The 16,441-nt window shown below is 69.2% G+C and carries 16 protein-coding genes; 10 read left to right on the plus strand and 6 right to left on the minus strand.

What is annotated here, in order from left to right; genetic code table 11:
• Positions 1–10 precede the first annotated feature (10 nt).
• The 10 genes from ACFVT5_RS08405 to ACFVT5_RS08450 all read left to right on the plus strand — a co-directional run bounded on the left by ACFVT5_RS08405 (position 11) and on the right by ACFVT5_RS08450 (position 9,042).
• Complete coding sequence (locus tag ACFVT5_RS08405; RefSeq protein ID WP_389882844.1) at positions 11–817, plus strand: TauD/TfdA dioxygenase family protein; 807 nt, start codon at positions 11–13, stop codon at positions 815–817.
• Complete coding sequence (locus ACFVT5_RS08410) at positions 814–1,518, plus strand: SDR family NAD(P)-dependent oxidoreductase (protein ID WP_389882846.1); 705 nt, start codon at positions 814–816, stop codon at positions 1,516–1,518. The genes ACFVT5_RS08405 and ACFVT5_RS08410 overlap by 4 nt, the downstream gene beginning before the upstream one ends.
• Positions 1,519–1,540: 22 nt before the next feature.
• Positions 1,541–2,362, plus strand: a complete 822-nt coding sequence (locus tag ACFVT5_RS08415; protein WP_389882848.1) for an NAD(P)-dependent oxidoreductase — start codon at positions 1,541–1,543, stop codon at positions 2,360–2,362.
• A gap of 75 nt (positions 2,363–2,437) precedes the next feature.
• On the plus strand, positions 2,438–3,298 hold the full coding sequence (locus ACFVT5_RS08420; protein ID WP_389882850.1) for a mycofactocin-coupled SDR family oxidoreductase: 861 nt from the start codon (positions 2,438–2,440) through the stop codon (positions 3,296–3,298).
• Positions 3,299–3,312: 14 nt separating this feature from the next.
• The gene (locus tag ACFVT5_RS08425) at positions 3,313–3,504 is read left to right on the plus strand and encodes a ferredoxin (protein ID WP_389882852.1); all 192 of its coding nucleotides are present in this window, start codon (positions 3,313–3,315) and stop codon (positions 3,502–3,504) included.
• Between the two features lie 27 nt (positions 3,505–3,531).
• Complete coding sequence (locus tag ACFVT5_RS08430) at positions 3,532–4,902, plus strand: cytochrome P450 (protein ID WP_389882854.1); 1,371 nt, start codon at positions 3,532–3,534, stop codon at positions 4,900–4,902.
• A gap of 103 nt (positions 4,903–5,005) precedes the next feature.
• A complete protein-coding gene (locus tag ACFVT5_RS08435; RefSeq protein ID WP_389882857.1) occupies positions 5,006–6,676 on the plus strand; it encodes an OB-fold domain-containing protein in 1,671 nt (556 codons plus the stop codon).
• A complete protein-coding gene (locus tag ACFVT5_RS08440) occupies positions 6,673–7,626 on the plus strand; it encodes an alpha/beta hydrolase (RefSeq protein ID WP_389882859.1) in 954 nt (317 codons plus the stop codon). The genes ACFVT5_RS08435 and ACFVT5_RS08440 overlap by 4 nt, the downstream gene beginning before the upstream one ends.
• A complete protein-coding gene (locus ACFVT5_RS08445) occupies positions 7,623–8,132 on the plus strand; it encodes a DoxX family protein (protein ID WP_389882862.1) in 510 nt (169 codons plus the stop codon). Before ACFVT5_RS08440 ends, ACFVT5_RS08445 begins: the two co-directional genes overlap by 4 nt.
• Positions 8,133–8,268: 136 nt before the next feature.
• Complete coding sequence (locus ACFVT5_RS08450) at positions 8,269–9,042, plus strand: IclR family transcriptional regulator (protein ID WP_389882865.1); 774 nt, start codon at positions 8,269–8,271, stop codon at positions 9,040–9,042.
• A gap of 12 nt (positions 9,043–9,054) precedes the next feature.
• On the opposite strand, the gene mmsB is transcribed toward ACFVT5_RS08450, so the two are convergent.
• From mmsB to ACFVT5_RS08480, 6 genes are all read right to left on the minus strand, one after another.
• Positions 9,055–10,299 (minus strand): multiple monosaccharide ABC transporter permease, encoded by a 1,245-nt coding sequence (gene mmsB / locus ACFVT5_RS08455; RefSeq protein WP_389882868.1) that lies wholly within the window; start codon positions 10,297–10,299, stop codon positions 9,055–9,057.
• Positions 10,296–11,882: a multiple monosaccharide ABC transporter ATP-binding protein gene (gene mmsA / locus ACFVT5_RS08460; RefSeq protein ID WP_389882871.1), complete on the minus strand. Its 1,587-nt coding sequence runs from the start codon at positions 11,880–11,882 to the stop codon at positions 10,296–10,298. Before mmsA ends, mmsB begins: the two co-directional genes overlap by 4 nt.
• Positions 11,883–11,963: 81 nt before the next feature.
• On the minus strand, positions 11,964–13,076 hold the full coding sequence (gene chvE / locus ACFVT5_RS08465) for a multiple monosaccharide ABC transporter substrate-binding protein (RefSeq protein WP_389882873.1): 1,113 nt from the start codon (positions 13,074–13,076) through the stop codon (positions 11,964–11,966).
• Positions 13,077–13,081: 5 nt separating this feature from the next.
• Complete coding sequence (locus tag ACFVT5_RS08470; protein ID WP_389882876.1) at positions 13,082–14,095, minus strand: hypothetical protein; 1,014 nt, start codon at positions 14,093–14,095, stop codon at positions 13,082–13,084.
• 128 nt (positions 14,096–14,223) lie between these two features.
• The gene (locus tag ACFVT5_RS08475) at positions 14,224–15,228 is read right to left on the minus strand and encodes a zinc-binding dehydrogenase (protein WP_389882878.1); all 1,005 of its coding nucleotides are present in this window, start codon (positions 15,226–15,228) and stop codon (positions 14,224–14,226) included.
• Positions 15,225–16,382 carry a mandelate racemase/muconate lactonizing enzyme family protein gene (locus tag ACFVT5_RS08480; RefSeq protein ID WP_389882881.1) on the minus strand — a complete coding sequence of 386 codons (1,158 nt, stop codon included), beginning with the start codon at positions 16,380–16,382 and terminating at the stop codon, positions 15,225–15,227. The genes ACFVT5_RS08475 and ACFVT5_RS08480 overlap by 4 nt, the downstream gene beginning before the upstream one ends.
• Between the last annotated feature and the right edge of the window lie 59 nt (positions 16,383–16,441).

The following is a 16,441-nucleotide window of genomic DNA, read 5'->3' on the forward strand; positions in this document are numbered from 1 at the left end:
GGAGATTCTTGTGATCCGCACAACGGCGCTCAGCCCGCATCTGGGAGTGGAGGTCACAGGCATCGACGACCTGCTCGACGACGCGCTGATCAGCCGGTGCGTCGAGGCACTGGGATGGCGGGGCGTCCTGCTCGTCCGGGGCCTGCACCTGGACGACGACGCGCAACTCGCGTTCAGCCGCAAGCTGGGCCAGGTGGTGACCCTGGGCGGGAGACAGATCTTCACGGTCTCCCTCGACCCGGCCAAGAACCGCACGGCCGAGTACCTCAAGGGCACCTTCAACTGGCACATCGACGGCACCACCGACGAGGTCCCCGTCAAGGCGACCACCCTCACGGCCCGGCATGTCGCCACGGTCGGCGGTGGCACCGAGTTCGCCAGCACCTACGCCGCGTACGAGAACCTGCCCGAGCAGGAGCGCAAGCGGTACGAGGGCCTGCGCGTCGTGCACAGCTTCGAGGCGAACCAGCGCTGGGCGCATCCCGATCCGAGCGAGGCCGACCTCGCGTCCTGGCGGACCGTACCCACGCGGGAGACCTCGCTGGTCTGGAAGCGCCGCGACGGCCGCAGATCTCTAGTGATCGGCGGCACGGCCGACCACATCGTCGGCATGGACCCCGGGGAAAGCCGGGCGCTCCTGGACGAGTTGCTCGCCTGGTCCACCCAGGAGCGGTTCCGCTACACGCACGACTGGGCGCCCGGTGACCTGGTGGTCTGGGACAACACGGGCATGCTGCACCGCGCCCTGCCGTACGACCCCGCGTCGGAACGGACCCTGCACCGCACCACGATCGTCGGCGACGAGGGCTGGTCGTGAAGACCGCGCTCGTCACCGGTGGCGGCTCCGGCATCGGGCAGGCCGTGGCCCACCGACTCGGCGCCGACGGCTACCACGTCGCCACACTCGACCTGCATCCGTCCGACGCCCCCTTCGCCCACACCGCCGACGTGACCGACCGCGCCCAGGTGGACGAGGCCCTGGCCGCCGTCAGGGAGGCGCTGGGGCCCGTGACCGTCCTGGTCAACGCGGCCGGCCTGGACGGCTTCGCACGCTTCACCGACCTGACGTTCGAGACCTGGCAACGCGTCCTCGACGTCAACCTGAACGGTGTCTTCCACTGTGTGCAGGCGGTACTCCCCGACATGCTCGAAGCCGGCTGGGGACGGATCGTCAACATCTCCTCGTCCAGCGCGCATTCGGGCCAGCCCTTCATGACGCACTATGTCGCGGCCAAGTCGGCGGTCAACGGACTGACCAAGGCGCTCGCCCTGGAACTCGGCCCCCGCGGCATCACCGTCAACGCGGTGCCGCCCGGGTTCATCGACACCCCGATGCTGCGCAGGGCCGAGGCACGCGAACGCCTCGGCGGCACGGTCGAGGACCACATCGGGCGGACCCCCGTACGCCGTGTCGGCAGACCCGAGGACATCGCGGCGGCCTGCGCCTTCCTGGTCTCCGACGAGGCCGGATACATCACCGGACAGATCCTCGGCGTCAACGGAGGGCGGAACACATGAACCATGTCCGGACGGGGGCGACATGACGCGCGTCGGAGTCATCGGCGCCGGACGGATGGGTCGGCCGTTGCTGCGCAGACTCGCCGACGCGGGCCACGACGTCCGGGTCCTTGGCCGCTCCGCCGAGGCACGCGGCACCCTCGCGAAGGAGGGCGCCCGGGTCGTCACCGATGTCGCCGCCGTCGGCGACGGCGTGGATGTCGTGCTGGTGTGCGTGCACACCGACGCGCAGGTCCGTGATGTCTGCCTCGGCGGCCCGCTGCTCGACACCATGCCGGACGGGTCCGTCGTCGCCCTGCACACCACCGGCAGCCCGCACACCGCCGAGGCCGTCGCCGCCCGTGGCGCGGCCCGCGGCATCGATGTGATCGACGCCCCCTTCAGCGGCGGCCCGCCCGATGTGGCCGGCGGTACGGTGACCCTCTTCGTGGGCGGAGCGGACGCGACCGTGGCCCGGATCCGACCCGTGCTGCGCAGCTACGGCGACCCGGTGCTGCATGTGGGCCCCCTGGGCGACGGGCAGCGGGTGAAGCTCGTCAACAACGCCGTGTTCGCGGCCCAGATCGGCCTGCTGTCCCACGCGGCCCGGCTCGCCGCCCGATGGGGCGTGGACGAGACGGTCCTCCTGGACGCCCTCACCCACGGCAGCGCCGCGAGCCGTGCGCTGGCCGGCGTCGTGAGAAAGGGCTCGGTCGCCAAGTTCGCCGATGCGACACGGGAGTTCCTGGGCAAGGACGTCGCCGTCGCCCGCGAGGTCGCCGGTCAACTCGGCGGAGACCTGGGCGCCTTGTCCGCCGCACTCGACGCCCTGTCCGCCGCGGCCCCGCCCACCGGCTCGGGGTGAACGGCGGTCCGAGAGACCAGGGTTCGGGCGAAACGGCAGACCACCCCGCACATCCGCACACGAAGGGACCCATCCATGGGACGAGTTGAGGGAAAGGTCGCGTTCGTCACGGGCGCGGCGCGTGGCCAGGGACGCAGCCACGCGGTACGGCTGGCCGAAGAAGGGGCCGACATCATCGCGGTGGACCTGTGCCAGGACATCGAGTCGCTGAAGTACCGGCTCTCCGGACCCGAGGACCTCAAGGAGACGGTCCGCCTGGTCGAGGAGCGGGGCAGGCGGATCGTCGCGGTCCAGGCCGATGTCCGCGAGAGCGCGCAACTGCGGGACGCGCTGGACCGTGGCATGGCCGAACTGGGCGGCCTGGACATCGTGGTGGCCCAGGCCGGGATCGCCGCGATGAAGGGAGAACCGCCGCTCCAGGCGTGGTCCGACGTCGTGAACGTCAACCTGGTCGGCACGATCAACGCCATCCAGGTAGCGCTGCCGCACCTCTCCGAGGGGGCGTCGATCATCGCGGTCGGCTCGACCGCCGCGCTCATGAACCACGGCGTCGTGGCGACCCCGGGTTCCGACCCCGGCGGCAGCGGATACGTCTTCGCGAAGCGCGCGCTGTCCGAGTACGTCCACGAGCTGGCGCGGAACCTCGCCCCGCGCGGCATGAGGGCCAACGTCGTCCACCCCACCAACGTCAACACACCCATGTTGCAGAGCGAACCGATGTACCGGTCGTTCCGCCCCGATCTGGAGAATCCGACGCGGGAGGACGCCGAACTCGGGTTCCCGGCGCAGCAGGCCATGCCGATCCCGTATGTCGAGCCCGTGGACATCAGTAACGCCGTTCTCTTCCTCGCGTCGGACGAGGCCCGCTATGTGACCGGGCTCCAACTGCGGGTGGACGGCGGCGGATATCTCAAGTGGTACGACTGGCAGCGCTGACAGGGAGAGACGTCGTGAAGGTTCGGGTCGACCCGGAGCGCTGCCAGGGCCACACGCTCTGCGCGATGATCGCTCCCAAGGTGTTCCAGCTCGATGACATCGACGGCCACTCATCGGCCGTGGACGAAGACGTACCGGCGGATCAGGAGGAGCAGGTCGGCGAAGCCGCCCACTCCTGCCCGGAACGAGCCATCTCCATTTTCTGACCACCCAGGGAACGGGAGGGACGATCCATGAGTGTGGAGCAGGCCGTCGGCGACGACGACCGCAAGAGGAACACCTACGATTTCGACCGGCACACCCCCGAGTACCGGCACCAATTCGAGTCCATCACCGAGGAGATGCAGAGCCGGTGCCCCGTCGCCTGGTCGGACACCCACGGTGGCCACTGGGTGGCGTCGGGCCACCATGAACTCTTCGAACTCGCCCGATCCGCCGACGTACTCTCCAACGACCACGACGTGAAGGGCGAGCGACGCGGCTACCGGGGCATCAACATCCCCTCGGCCCCACGCGGCAAGGGTTTCCGCGGCGGATTCCTCGAAATGGATCCGCCGGAACAGCGCTACTACCGGCAGACACTCAACCCGTATCTGTCCCCGGCCGCCATCAACCGCTGGGTGCCGCTGATCGACGAAGTGGTCCGCGCGTGTATCGACGAGAAGATCGAGGAAGGCCGGATCGACTTCGTCGACGATCTCGCCAACATCGTGCCGGCCGTTCTCACCCTGGCCATGATGGGAATTCCGCTCAAGCACTGGACGATCTACAACGAGCCCGCGCACGCCGGGGTCTACACACCGCCGAACTCGCCCGACATGAAACGCGTCGTGGAACTGCACAAGGCGATGATGGGCGACCTCGCCCGGCAGATCGCCGAGGTCCGGCAGAACCCCCGGCCTGGCTTGGTGGACGCACTCGTCCGGGCCGACATCAACGGCGAGAACCCGACGGACGACGAACTGATCGGCGTGCTGGCCCTGCTGATCGGCGGCGGCTTCGACACGACGACGGCCCTCACCGCGCACGTACTCGAATGGCTCGCGCAGAACCCGGGGGAGCGCGACCGCCTCAGCCGCGAACGCGACACCCTCCTCGACTCGGCGACCGAGGAGTTCCTGCGCTACTTCACCCCCGCCCCGGGCGACGGACGCACCTTCTCCGACAGCTGTGAGATCGCCGGAACCCGGTTCGAGGAAGGCGAACGCCTCTGGCTGTCCTGGGCGATGGCGAACCGGGACCCCTCGGTGTTCCCCGATCCGCACACGATCGACCTCACCCGTAAGGGCAACCGGCACACCAGCTTCGGCCTCGGCATCCACCGCTGCATCGGCTCCAACGTCGCGCGCACGGTGTTCAAACGCATGGTCCTTCAGGTACTCGACCGGATGCCGGACTATCGGTGCGACCCCGAAGGCACCGTGCACTACGAGACGATCGGCGTCATCCAGGGCATGCGCCACCTCCCGGCGACCTTCACCCCGGGCAAACGCCTCGGACCCGGATTCGGCGAGACCCTCGACATGCTCCAGCGGATCTGCGACGACCAGCGGCTCGCCGAACCGGTCACGGTACGGACCGCGCGGGCCCGGATCGGCCACTGACCCCGGGCCACGGTCATCGCACGCACCCGATCCAGCGAACCCCCCCAGCCGCTGGACAGGACGTAGAACGTAGGAACTCGTCAGGACATAGGAAGGAGAAGAGGTGGCCGCAGCCTCAGGACGCCCACTGCCACTGATCACGGAGGAGAACGCCTTCTTCTGGACCTCCGGGGCGGACGGACGGCTGCGCGTACAGGAGTGCGCGTCCTGTACGGCCCTGATCCACCCGCCGCAGCCCGTCTGCCGGTACTGCCGCGGTCACCGCATGGGGACCCGGGCCGTCTCCGGGCACGCGACCCTCATCGGATTCACCGTCAACCACCGGTTCAGCCTGCCGGGGCTCCCCGCGCCGTATGTCGTCGCCCAGGTCGCCATCGAGGAGGACCCCCGCGTCCGGCTCACGACCAACGCCGTCGACTGCGAACCCGGACAGCTCACCCTGGGCATGCGGATGGAGGTCGTCTTCGAACAGGTCGAGGACGTGTGGCTGCCGCTGTTCCGCCCCGCGGCGGAGCAGGGGGCGCCGGCCGCACTGCCGGTGGACGACATCGAGCCGGAGCGGATGCGGCACCGGATCCGCCCGATGGTCACGCCGGAGAAGTTCGAGGACAAGGTCGCGCTCACCGGGATCGGCAGCTCGGAGATCGGGCGCCGCCTCATGGTTCCGCCGCTCGCCCTCACCGTCCAGGCATGTGAGCGCGCCGTCGCGGACGCCGGACTCACCCTGGACGACATCGACGGCCTGGCCACCTACCCCGGAGCCGGCGCCTTCGGCGGCTTCGCCGAGGGCGGGGTGACCGCACTGGAGACCGCCCTCGGTATCCGGCCGACCTGGCACAGCGGAGGCGGCGAGACCTTCGGACCCGGCGGCTCGCTGATCGCGGCGATGCTGGCGGTCGCGGGCGGGCTCGCGCGCCATGTGCTCTGCTTCCGCACCCTGTGGGAAGCCACACACAGCGAACTCGCGCGCCGAGGCGCCTTCGGTACGGGAGCCGCCGGCCGGGTGGACGGCGCCGGGAGCTGGCTCAGGCCCTTCGGCGCCACGTCCGCAGCCCACACCCTGGCGCAGAACGCGCAACGCCACTTCCACCGCTACGGCACCACACGCGAGACGCTGGGCTGGATCGCGCTGAACCAGCGTGCGAACGCCGCACTCCACCCGACCGCCGTCTACCGCGACCCCATGACGATGGACGACTACCTCGCGGCCAGGACCATCACCACCCCGTTCGGGCTGTACGACTGCGATGTGCCGTGCGACGGAGCCGTGGCCGTCATCGTGTCGGCCGTGGACGCCGCGCGGGATCTCGCGAGGCCGCCCGTGCTCGTCGAGGCCGTCGGCACCCAGATCACCGAGCGCCTCGCATGGGACCAGAGCACGCTGACCCATGAACCGCAGGTACTCGGACAGTCCGCCCACCTGTGGACCCGTACCTCGCTGCGCCCCTCCGACGTGGACGTGGCCCAGTTGTACGACGGCTTCACCTTCAACTGCCTCTCCTGGATAGAGGCGTTGGGATTCTGCGGCATCGGCGAGGCCAAGGACTTCCTCGACGGCGGCAAGAACATCGCCCGCGACGGTGTGCTGCCGCTGAACACCCACGGCGGCCAGCTGTCCCACGGCCGCACCCACGGCATGGGCCTGATCCACGAGGCGGTCGTCCAGCTGCGGGGCGACGGCGGGGCGCGTCAAGTGCCCGGCGCCCGGGTCGCCGTGGCCAGTTCCGGTGGGCTGACGCCCAGCGGCGTACTCCTTCTGAGGACGGACACGTGAACCACAGTGAGACCGGACCCGGGGCGACCGAGGGGACGTGGCCGTCGCACGACGGCGAAGAGCCCGTCGTGTCGCATGTCGTCGACGCCGACGGGATTCCCCTGTCGGCCCGGGTGAGCCGGGCGGCACGACCACGGGCCGTCGTCCTGGCCCTGCACGGCGGCGGGACCACCTCGACGTACTTCGACTGCCCGGGGCGGCCACCGCTCTCCCTGCTGCGGACCGGCGCCGCACTCGGGTTCACCGTCATCGCCCTCGACCGGCCGGGATACGGAGCGTCGGCAGGGCACGCCGAGAAGGTGACCGAACCCGCGCACCGCGTCGACCTCGCCTACACGGCCGTCGACCGTCTGCTCGGCTCCGGCCACCGAGGCGCGGGCGTGTTCCTGTTGGCCCACTCCGCCGGGAGCGAACTCGCCGTCCGTATGGCCGCCGACGAGCGGGGACGGGACCTGCTCGGCCTGGAGATCGCCGGCACCGGACGGCAGCACCACCCCCGCACCGCGGAGGTCCTGGAATCCGGTGAGACCGACGCCCCGCGCCCGGTCCGGGACCGCAACGGACTGCGTGACCTGCTGTGGGGACCGAGCCACCTGTACCCGCCCGATGTGTTCGGCGGTACCGCGATCTCCGGGCCGACGCCCGCCTACGAGTCCGAAGCCCAGCACTGGACACGCGAGTTCCCCGAACTGGCCGCACGGGTGCGGATCCCCGTACGGTTCAGCCTCGGCGACCAGGAGTCGGTGTGGCGGTCCGGTCCCGCTGCCCTGGCCGACATCGCGTCGCTGTTCACCGCGTCGCCCCGGGTCCTCGTCAATGAACAGCCGGACAGCGGGCACAACTTGAGCCTCGGGAACTCCGCGCTCGCCTACCACCTCTCGGTGCTGTCGTTCGCCGAGGCGTGCGGAGTGTCCCGTACCGCGCGCCCGGACCACGGGAGGACCGGATGACGGACGCCGACGCGGTCGCCCTTCTGCTGGTCCGCCTGGTCCTGGGCGGGACCATGATCGCCCATGGGATCAACCACTGGCGGGGCGGCGGCCGGATCGAGGGCACGGCCCGCTGGTTCACCGGTCTGGGGCTGCGGCACGGGAAGCTCCAGGCGTGGGCGAGCGTGGTGACCGAGGTCGGTGCGGGCGTGCTGCTCGCGGCCGGCCTGTTCACGCCGCTGGCCTGCGCGGCCGTCATCGCGGTGATGCTGGTCGCGGGTGTCCTCGCCCACCGCCCGAACGGGTTCTTCGTCTTCAAGGACGGCTACGAGTACGTCCTCGCGCTGTCGGTGGTCTCGCTGGCGTTGGCCACGCTGGGCCCCGGACGGCTGTCGGTGGACGCGGCGAGCGACATCGGGGTGACCGGCTGGGCCGGTGGCGGGATCGCGCTCGGCGTGGGCGTCGCGTCGACGGCGGGCCTGCTCGGGGTGTTCTGGCGACCGGAGTCGTCACGACAGTCCCCCTGAGCGACACCCCACCCGGTCAAGAAGCGCCCCACTGTCCGGTCAAGAACCTTCCCATTGCCCGGCAAGTCCCCTATGGATACCCTGTGTTCGCGATTTCGGTCAGCTGTTGAAATTTCGAACACAAGGAGGGTCGGTCGTGGGCCGCCTCGTACCTGCCGTGACCCGGGCTCTCGACATCCTTGAGCTGTTCCTCGACGGGGACGGGACCCTCTCCGCCCCCGACATCGTGCGCAAGCTGAACCTGCCCCGCACGACGGTGCACGAGCTGGTCGTCACGCTCACCGCCCGCGCGTACCTCGTCCCGGTGCCGGGTCAGCCGGGACGGTACCGACTCGGGGTGCGGTCGTACCAGCTCGGCAGCCGGTACGCCGAGCAGTTGGACCTCGCGGCCGAGGGACAACAGGTCGCCCGCTCCGTCGCCCAGACCTGCGACGAGACCGTCCATGTGGCGATCCTGGAGGGCACGGACGTCATCTACATAGCGAAGGTCGACTCCACGCACGCGGTCCGCATGGTGTCCGCCGCCGGGCGGCGGCTGCCCGCGCACTGCACCTCCGTCGGCAAGATGCTGCTCGCCTCACTCCCCGAACCGGAGTTGGCGGTGCGCGTCCCCGATGGCGTGGAGCTGGTCGCGATGACGCCCAACAGCATCACCGACCCGGCCGCCCTGCGCATCGCGCTCGGTGAGATCCGGGCCCGGGGTGTCGCCGTGGAGAGCCGTGAGTCCAATCCGGACGTCAGCTGTGTCGCGGCCCCGGTGCGCGACCGTACGGGACAGGTCGTCGCCGCGCTCTCCGTCTCCGTACCGATGATCCGCTGGAGCGACGAGCGCCGCGCGGAACTGGAACAGCTCGCCGTGCGGGGGGCCGGCGAGCTGTCCGAGCGGCTGGGTCTACGGAGCGGGAACTGACGGTCCGCCTCGCTACGAACCGACCCTGCGCTTGTTCCATACGTCGAATCCGACCGCCGCGAGCAGCACCAGGCCCTTGATGACCTGCTGCCAGTCGGTGCCGATGCCGACGAGGTTCATCCCGTTGTTCAGCACACCGAGGACCACACCCCCGATGATCGCGCCGAGCACGGTCCCGACACCGCCGCTCATCGACGCGCCGCCGATGAACGACGCGGCGATCGCCTCCAGTTCGAAGTTCACACCCGCCTTGGGCGAGGCCGCGTTGAACCGGGCCGCGAAGACCAGGCCCGCGAGCGCCGCGAGCATGCCCATGTTGAGGAAGACAAGGAAGGTGACCTTCCTGTCCTTCACACCCGACAGCTTGGCCGCGGGCAGATTGCCGCCGATCGCGTACACATGACGGCCGATGACGGCATTGCGCATCACATAGCCGAAGCCGACGACCAGGGCACCGAGGATGAGCAGCACCACCGGCGCGCCCTTGTAGCTGGCGAGCAGCAGGGTGACGACGAGGACCGCGGCGACCAGCGCGACCAGCTTGAGCGCGAACAGCCGCGCGGGCAGCACATCGAGGGCGAACTCACGCTGGCGTCCCCGGTCACGGATCTCCTGGTACACGACGAACGCGATCACGGCGAGGCCGAGGAGCAGCGTGAGGTTGTGGTAGTTGGTGGTGGGTCCCACCTCGGGCAGAAAGCCGTTGGCGACCTTCTGGAGACCGTCCGGGAACGGGCCGAGTGTCTGGCCCTTGAGGAAGATCTCCGTCAGACCGCGGAAAAGAAGCATTCCGGCGAGCGTGACGATGAACGACGGTATGCCGAGATACGCGATGAAGAAGCCCTGCATCGCCCCGGCCACCGCCCCCAGGGCCAGGCACAGCAGTACGGCCAGCGGCCATGCCAGCTTGTGTTCGACCATCAGCACAGCCGCCACCGCACCGACGAACGCCGTGAGCGAGCCGACCGACAGATCGATGTGCCCGGCGATGATGACCAGCATCATGCCGATCGCGAGGATCAGGATGTAGCTGTTCTGGAGCACCAGGTTGGACACATTGCGCGGCAGGAGCAGATCGCCGCCGGTCCAGGCCGCGAAGAGACACACGATCAGGCCGAGCGCGATCAGCATGCCGTACTGCCGCATGTTGCGGCGCATCCCGTCCAGCATCAGCTTCCACAGGCCGTCGCCACCGGCCGGTCCGCTCCTGCCCGGCGGCGCGGGCGCCGGGGTCGTGGCGGTCACATCCGTACTCATCCCTGCTCCCTCTTGTCCCCGGCCACCGGGCTGTCCCCGGTCGCCCGGTTGTCCCTGGTCATCCGGCGCATCAGTACTTCCTGTGTGGCCTCGGCGCGCGGGACCTCACCGGTCAGCCGTCCGGCGGCCATCGTGTAGATGCGGTCGCACATGCCGAGCAGTTCGGGGAGTTCGGAGGAGATGAAGACCACCGCCTTGCCCCGCGCGGCCAGTTCGTCGATGACGGTGTAGATCTCGTACTTGGCGCCCACGTCGATGCCACGGGTCGGCTCGTCCAGGAGCAGCACATCGGGACCCGCGAAGATCCACTTGCTGAGAACGACCTTCTGCTGGTTGCCGCCGGACAGTTTGCCGACCGGTTCGAATACCGTCGGTGCCTTGATGTTCATGGAGGTACGGAAGCCCTCGGCGACCCGACGCTCCTCGTGCTCGTCGACGATGCCCCGCCGGGCGACCTTTGCGAGGGCGCTCAGCGAGATGTTCCGGCCGATGGTGTCGATGAGATTGAGCCCGTAGTGCTTACGGTCCTCGGTGACATACGCGATCCCGTGCCCGACCGCCTCCGGCACCGTCCTGGTACGGATCTCCCGGCCGTCCTTGAGCACCGTGCCACCCGCGTACCGGCCATAGGTCCGGCCGAAGACGCTCATCGCGAGTTCGGTGCGGCCCGCGCCCATCAGACCGGCGATACCGACGATCTCACCGCGCCGCACGGTCAGTGACACATCGTCAACCACCTTGCGCTGCTGGTCGATCGGATGGTGCACGGTCCAGTGACGGATCTCAAGGGCCGGTGCGACGCCCGCCTCCGGCCGGTGCGGTGTGCGTTCCGGGAAGCGGTGGTCGAGGTCACGGCCGACCATGCCGTGGATGATGCGTTCCTCGGTGGTCTCCTCGGCCCGCACGTCCAGGGTCTCGATGGAACGGCCGTCGCGCAGGATCGTCACGGAGTCGGCGACCCGGGCGATCTCGTTGAGCTTGTGCGAGATGATGATCGAGGTGATGCCCTGGGTCTTCAACTCCAGGATGAGATCGAGGAGTTTGCCGCTGTCCTCGTCGTTGAGGGCCGCCGTCGGCTCGTCCAGGATCAGTAGCTTCACCGACTTCGACAGCGCCTTCGCGATCTCGACCAGCTGCTGCTTGCCCACGCCGATGTCGGCGACCCGGGTCTGCGGATGCTCGTCCAGACCGACCCGGCGCAGCAGTTCGGCGGCATGCCTGAGCGTGTCGTTCCAGTTGATGAGCCCGCGCGTCGCGTGCTCGTTGCCGAGGAAGATGTTCTCGGCGACGGAGAGATACGGCACCAGAGCCAGCTCCTGGTGGATGATCACGATGCCCTGCCGTTCGCTCGCCCGGATGTCCCGGAAGCGGCAGGTCTCCGACTCGAAGAGGACATCACCCTCGTAGGTGCCGTACGGGTGGACGCCGGAGAGGACCTTCATCAGGGTGGACTTTCCGGCGCCGTTCTCCCCGCAGATGGCGTGGACCTCGCCCGGACGGACGCTCAGGGAGACGTCCGAGAGCGCCTTGACGCCGGGGAAGGTCTTGACGATCGAGCGCATTTCCAGGACGGGACCCGCCATGGTCGTGCCTTCCAATCTCTGAGGTCTCGGGAAACTCGGGGATCTCATGGGTCTTCGGGGACGCTGAGAACCCGGCGGCGGCTACTGGAGGTCGCTCGCCTTGAGATAGCCCGAATCGACCAGCTCCTTCTGGTAGTTGCCCTTGTCGACGCTCACCGGCTGGAGCAGATACGCCGGCACGACCTTGTCGCCGTTGTCGTACGTCGTGGTGTCGTTGATCTCCGGCTTCTTACCGGTGAGCGCGGAGTCGACCATGTTGGTGGCGACCTCGGCGAGCTTGCGGATGTCCTTGTAGACCGTCTGCGTCTGCTCACCCGCGATGATCGACTTCACCGACGCGACCTCGGCGTCCTGCCCCGTCACGATCGGCAGCGGCTTGCTCTGCGAGCCGTAGTCGTCGGACTTGAGCGCCGAGAGGATGCCGATGGAGATGCCGTCGTACGGCGAAAGCACCGCGTCGACACGGGACTTGGAGTACGCCGACGTCAGCAGGTCGTCCATGCGCTTCTGCGCGGTGCCGCCGTCCCAACGCAGGGTGGTGACCTGATTCAGCTTGGTCTGCCCGGACTTGACGATCAGTTGCTTCTTGTCGATGAACGGCTGGAGGACCTTCATCGCGCCGCCGAAGAAGTACTTCGTGTTGTTGTCGTCGTTCGAGCCCGCGAACAGCTCGATGTTGAACGGACCCTTCTCGCTGCCGTCCTTCAGGCCGAGCTTCTCCAGGATGTAGGTGCCCTGGAGTTCACCGACCTTCTCGTTGTCGAACGACGCGTAGTAGTCGACGTTCTTGGTGCCGAGGATGAGCCGGTCGTAGGAGATCACCGGGATCTCGGCGTCGGCGGCCTGCTGAAGCACATTGTCCAGGGACTTGTTGTCGATGGCCGCGATCACCAGGGCACCGACCCCCTGCGTGATCATGTTCTCGATCTGCGACACCTGGGTGTCGGGGTCGTCCTCGCCGTACACCAGCTTCGTCTTGTACCCGGCCGCCTTGAGGTCCTTGACGACATTGGCGCCGTCGGCGATCCAGCGCTCCGACGACTTGGTGGGCATGGCGATCCCCACCGTGGTGTCCTTGGCGCTCTTCTTCTCCTCCTTGCTGCCGCCCGACCCGCTCTGTCCGCAGGCGGAGAGGGCGAGGGCGAGGGACGCGGCCCCGGCGGTCGCGGCGAGGACGGCTCTGCGGTTACGCATGGTGATCAGTCCCTGTTCTTCTCGTCGTGGAGAGGGGTGGGCCCAGCGGGGGACGGCTGGGCGGGGAAGCGGTGCAGCGGGCCGGGCAGCCGGGAGCCGAGCGGCGCCATGTCGCCGTCCGCGCCGTGCCGGGCGAGCAGGTCGAGAGCGAGCCGGCCGCGCCGCACCCGCTCCCGGGCGGTGTCCAGGGTCAGGTCCCGCAGATGGACGCCGTACGGATAGATCCCGGGGGCCCTGGACAGGCCGAACTTGAGATAGAGCGGTGCGCCGCGCCGGATCAGCTCGGCGACCTCGTACATCCGCACATATCCGCCGAGGTCGTCGGGGGCCTCGATGTACATGTCCATCGGTGCCGCGCTGACCCGCCGGATCTCGGTGAGGTGATCCAGCGTCAGATCGCTGGGTACGTTCACGGAGTCGGCGCCCAGGTGCTCGTACACGGCGTACGAGGCCGGGTTGACCGGGCCGATCAGTGCCGAGACCTTGAGGGTCGTGCCGGCCGGGAGAATCCCGGCGGCCCGCGCCCGGTGCAGCGTCCACAGCACCCCCTCGTCGGCGACGAGCAGACAGGTCACGCCCAACTCGACGGCCCGCACGGCGTCTTCGACACACCCGGCGACCGCGTCATGGCCCCGGGCCCGGAGCCCGGCGCCCCGCGATTCGGTGCGGACGGACGCACCGGTGTCCCAGGTGCCGCGCGGGCCGGTGAACAGGCACAGCTCGATTCCGCGCTCACCGGCGGCCTCGACCATCTCGGTGATCTCGGCGTCGGTGAGCATCCACACACCGCTGCCCTGGCTGATCCGGTGGATCGGCACATCGAGCCGGGACGACTCCTTGAGGACCACGGCCAGCGCCTCCGGTCCCTCGACGGAGGGCACCTCGGTGCGCCAGCGGCCACCTCCCGGGAAGGTGTGCGGCGAGACATCGTCGGGGGAGAGGGGCGGCGCGCCCAGGCCGAGCGCGGCGAGCGCCCGCTCACCGGGTCTGCGGGCCGCCGTAGGGGAGGCTTCGGTCACCAGCTGTCCTCGCGTTCATGGTCCGTCGTTCGGTATTTCGGACGTTGTTCGAGTCGATGGGTTTGAGGGAGCGCGGCTTGTCGGATGGACGGGAGTACGGTGCCGAAAACCCGGTAGTGGTATGGGAGTCAGGGCCGCAGAAGCACCTTGCCGACCTTGGGGGACCCCGATCCCACCAGCTCGATGGCCGCAGGGAACTCGTCCAGCGGCAGCTCGTGCGTGATCAGCGGCAGCGGGCTGAGCAGTCCGGCGCCGAACACCCGTACCGCGTGCGCCCAGGCAGCGGGCCCCGCCCCGAACACGGTGTGCGTCTCAAGCTGCCGTACGACGAGATCGGTGGGGTCGAGTCCTTCTGCGCCCGGTGCCGGGATTCCGGTGAGGACGAGACGTCCGCCGCGCCGGAGCAGGGAGGCCGCGGAACGCGCGGCGGACGCCGACCCGGCGGCCTCGATGACGACATCGAAGTCACCGGGCGGTTCCTGGTCCCAGGTGCGGAAGCCGGTGGCGCCGAAGTCCACGGCGAGCGCCGCGCGCTCCGGACGGGTGCCGACCACGAGCAGTTCGGCCGGCGAGCCCGCCTTGAGGAACTGCACCGCCAGCAGGCCGAGGGTGCCGGTGCCGACCACGGCGACCCGCTCGCCCGGCCGCGCCCCCGCCTTGAGCGCGGCGGCGGCGACACAGGCGGCGGGCTCAAACAGGGCCGCCGCGGTCAAGTCGGCGTCGTCGGGCAGCACATGGAGCAGCCGAGCGGGCAGTGTCAGGGTCGGTGCCATCGCGCCGGGCCGGGTGAACCCGGTCTCCTCGTACCCGGCCGTGCACAGGGTGGTCTCACCCGCGTGACAGCGGTCGCAGACCTGGCAGTTACGGAATCCCTCACCGACGACCTTGCGGCCGACGAGCGCCCCGGGCACTCCGGCACCGACCGCCTCGACCGTCCCGGACCACTCATGTCCAGGGACGACGGGGTAACGCACATACCCCTTGGGCCGGTTGCCCTGATAGACCTCGCGGTCGCTGCCGCAGACGCCGACCGCGTGCACCCGCACCAGGGCCTCGCCCGCGCCGGGAGTTCGCGGCTCATGGGAGGCGAGCCGGTGTCTTCCCGGCGCCTCGACGACGACCTCGGAACTCATCGGCCCTCCTTCGGCCTACGCTGCTCCCAGCCGTCCGCCCACAGGTCGAACCGGGCCTGCTGCTGCGGGAATTCGGCCGCCGCGTCGACATCCAGCTCGACTCCGAGGCCCGGGGCGTCGGACAGCTCGAAGTAGCCGTCGACCACCTGCGGCGCGCCCTTCACGATCTTCTTGATCTCCGCGTCCGCGAAGTCGTTGAAATGCTCCAGGACCTTGAAGTTCGGTGTGGTGAAGCCGACTTGGAGGGAGGCCGCCGTGAGGACAGGGCCGCCCACGTTGTGAGGCGCCACCAGCATGTAGTGGGTCTCGGCGGTGGCGGCGAGCTTCCTGGTCTCCCAGATCCCGCCGATATGACCGACGTCGGGCTGGATGATGTCCACGGCCTGGTTCTCGAACAGTTCGCGGAACTCGATACGGTCGTGGATACGTTCACCGGTCGCGAGCGGCATGTCGACCTTGGCGGCCACCTTCTCCAGGGCCTTCAGATTCTCCGGCGGGACCGGCTCCTCCAGCCAGGCGGGTCGGAACGGGGCGAGTTCGTGGGCGAGCCGGATGGCGGTGGCGGGGGAGAAGCGGCCGTGCATCTCCAGCATCAGCTCGGCGTCCGGACCGATGGCGTCCCGTACGGCCTCGATGAGCGAGACGGCGTACAGGGTCTCGTCGTGGGCGAGTTCGAAGTGCCCGGTGCCGAAGGGGTCGATCTTGAGCGCCCGGTAGCCGCGCGCGACGACCTCCCGCGCGGCCTTGTGGTACGCCTCCGGGGTGCGCTCGGTGGTGTACCAGCCGTTGGCGTACGCCTTGACCCGGTCGGTGACCTTGCCGCCGAGCAACTGCCACACCGGCACGCCCAGCGCCTTGCCCTTGATGTCCCAGCAGGCCATCTCGACCACCGCGACACCGGACATCACGATCTCACCGGCCCGCCCGTAGTCGCCGTACTTCATACGGCGTACGAGATCCTCGACGGCGAACGGGTCGGAGCCCACGACGTGGTTGGCCCCGGCCTCGCGCAGATATCCGATCAGGGCGTCGGTGCGGCCCAGCATGCGGGTCTCGCCGACTCCGGTCAGGCCCTCGTCGGTGTGCACCTGGACGTAGGTCAGGTTGCGCCAGGGCGTACCGACCACATGGGTGCTGATTCCGGTGATGCGCACGGCAGTTGACCCCGCACTCGTCTCGTCTTGTTCGAAATTTCGTCACACGTTCGAAATGC

This window comes from Streptomyces sp. NPDC058001, from assembly GCF_042886315.1.
In the GTDB taxonomy this organism is placed as follows: Bacteria; Actinomycetota; Actinomycetes; order Streptomycetales; family Streptomycetaceae; genus Streptomyces.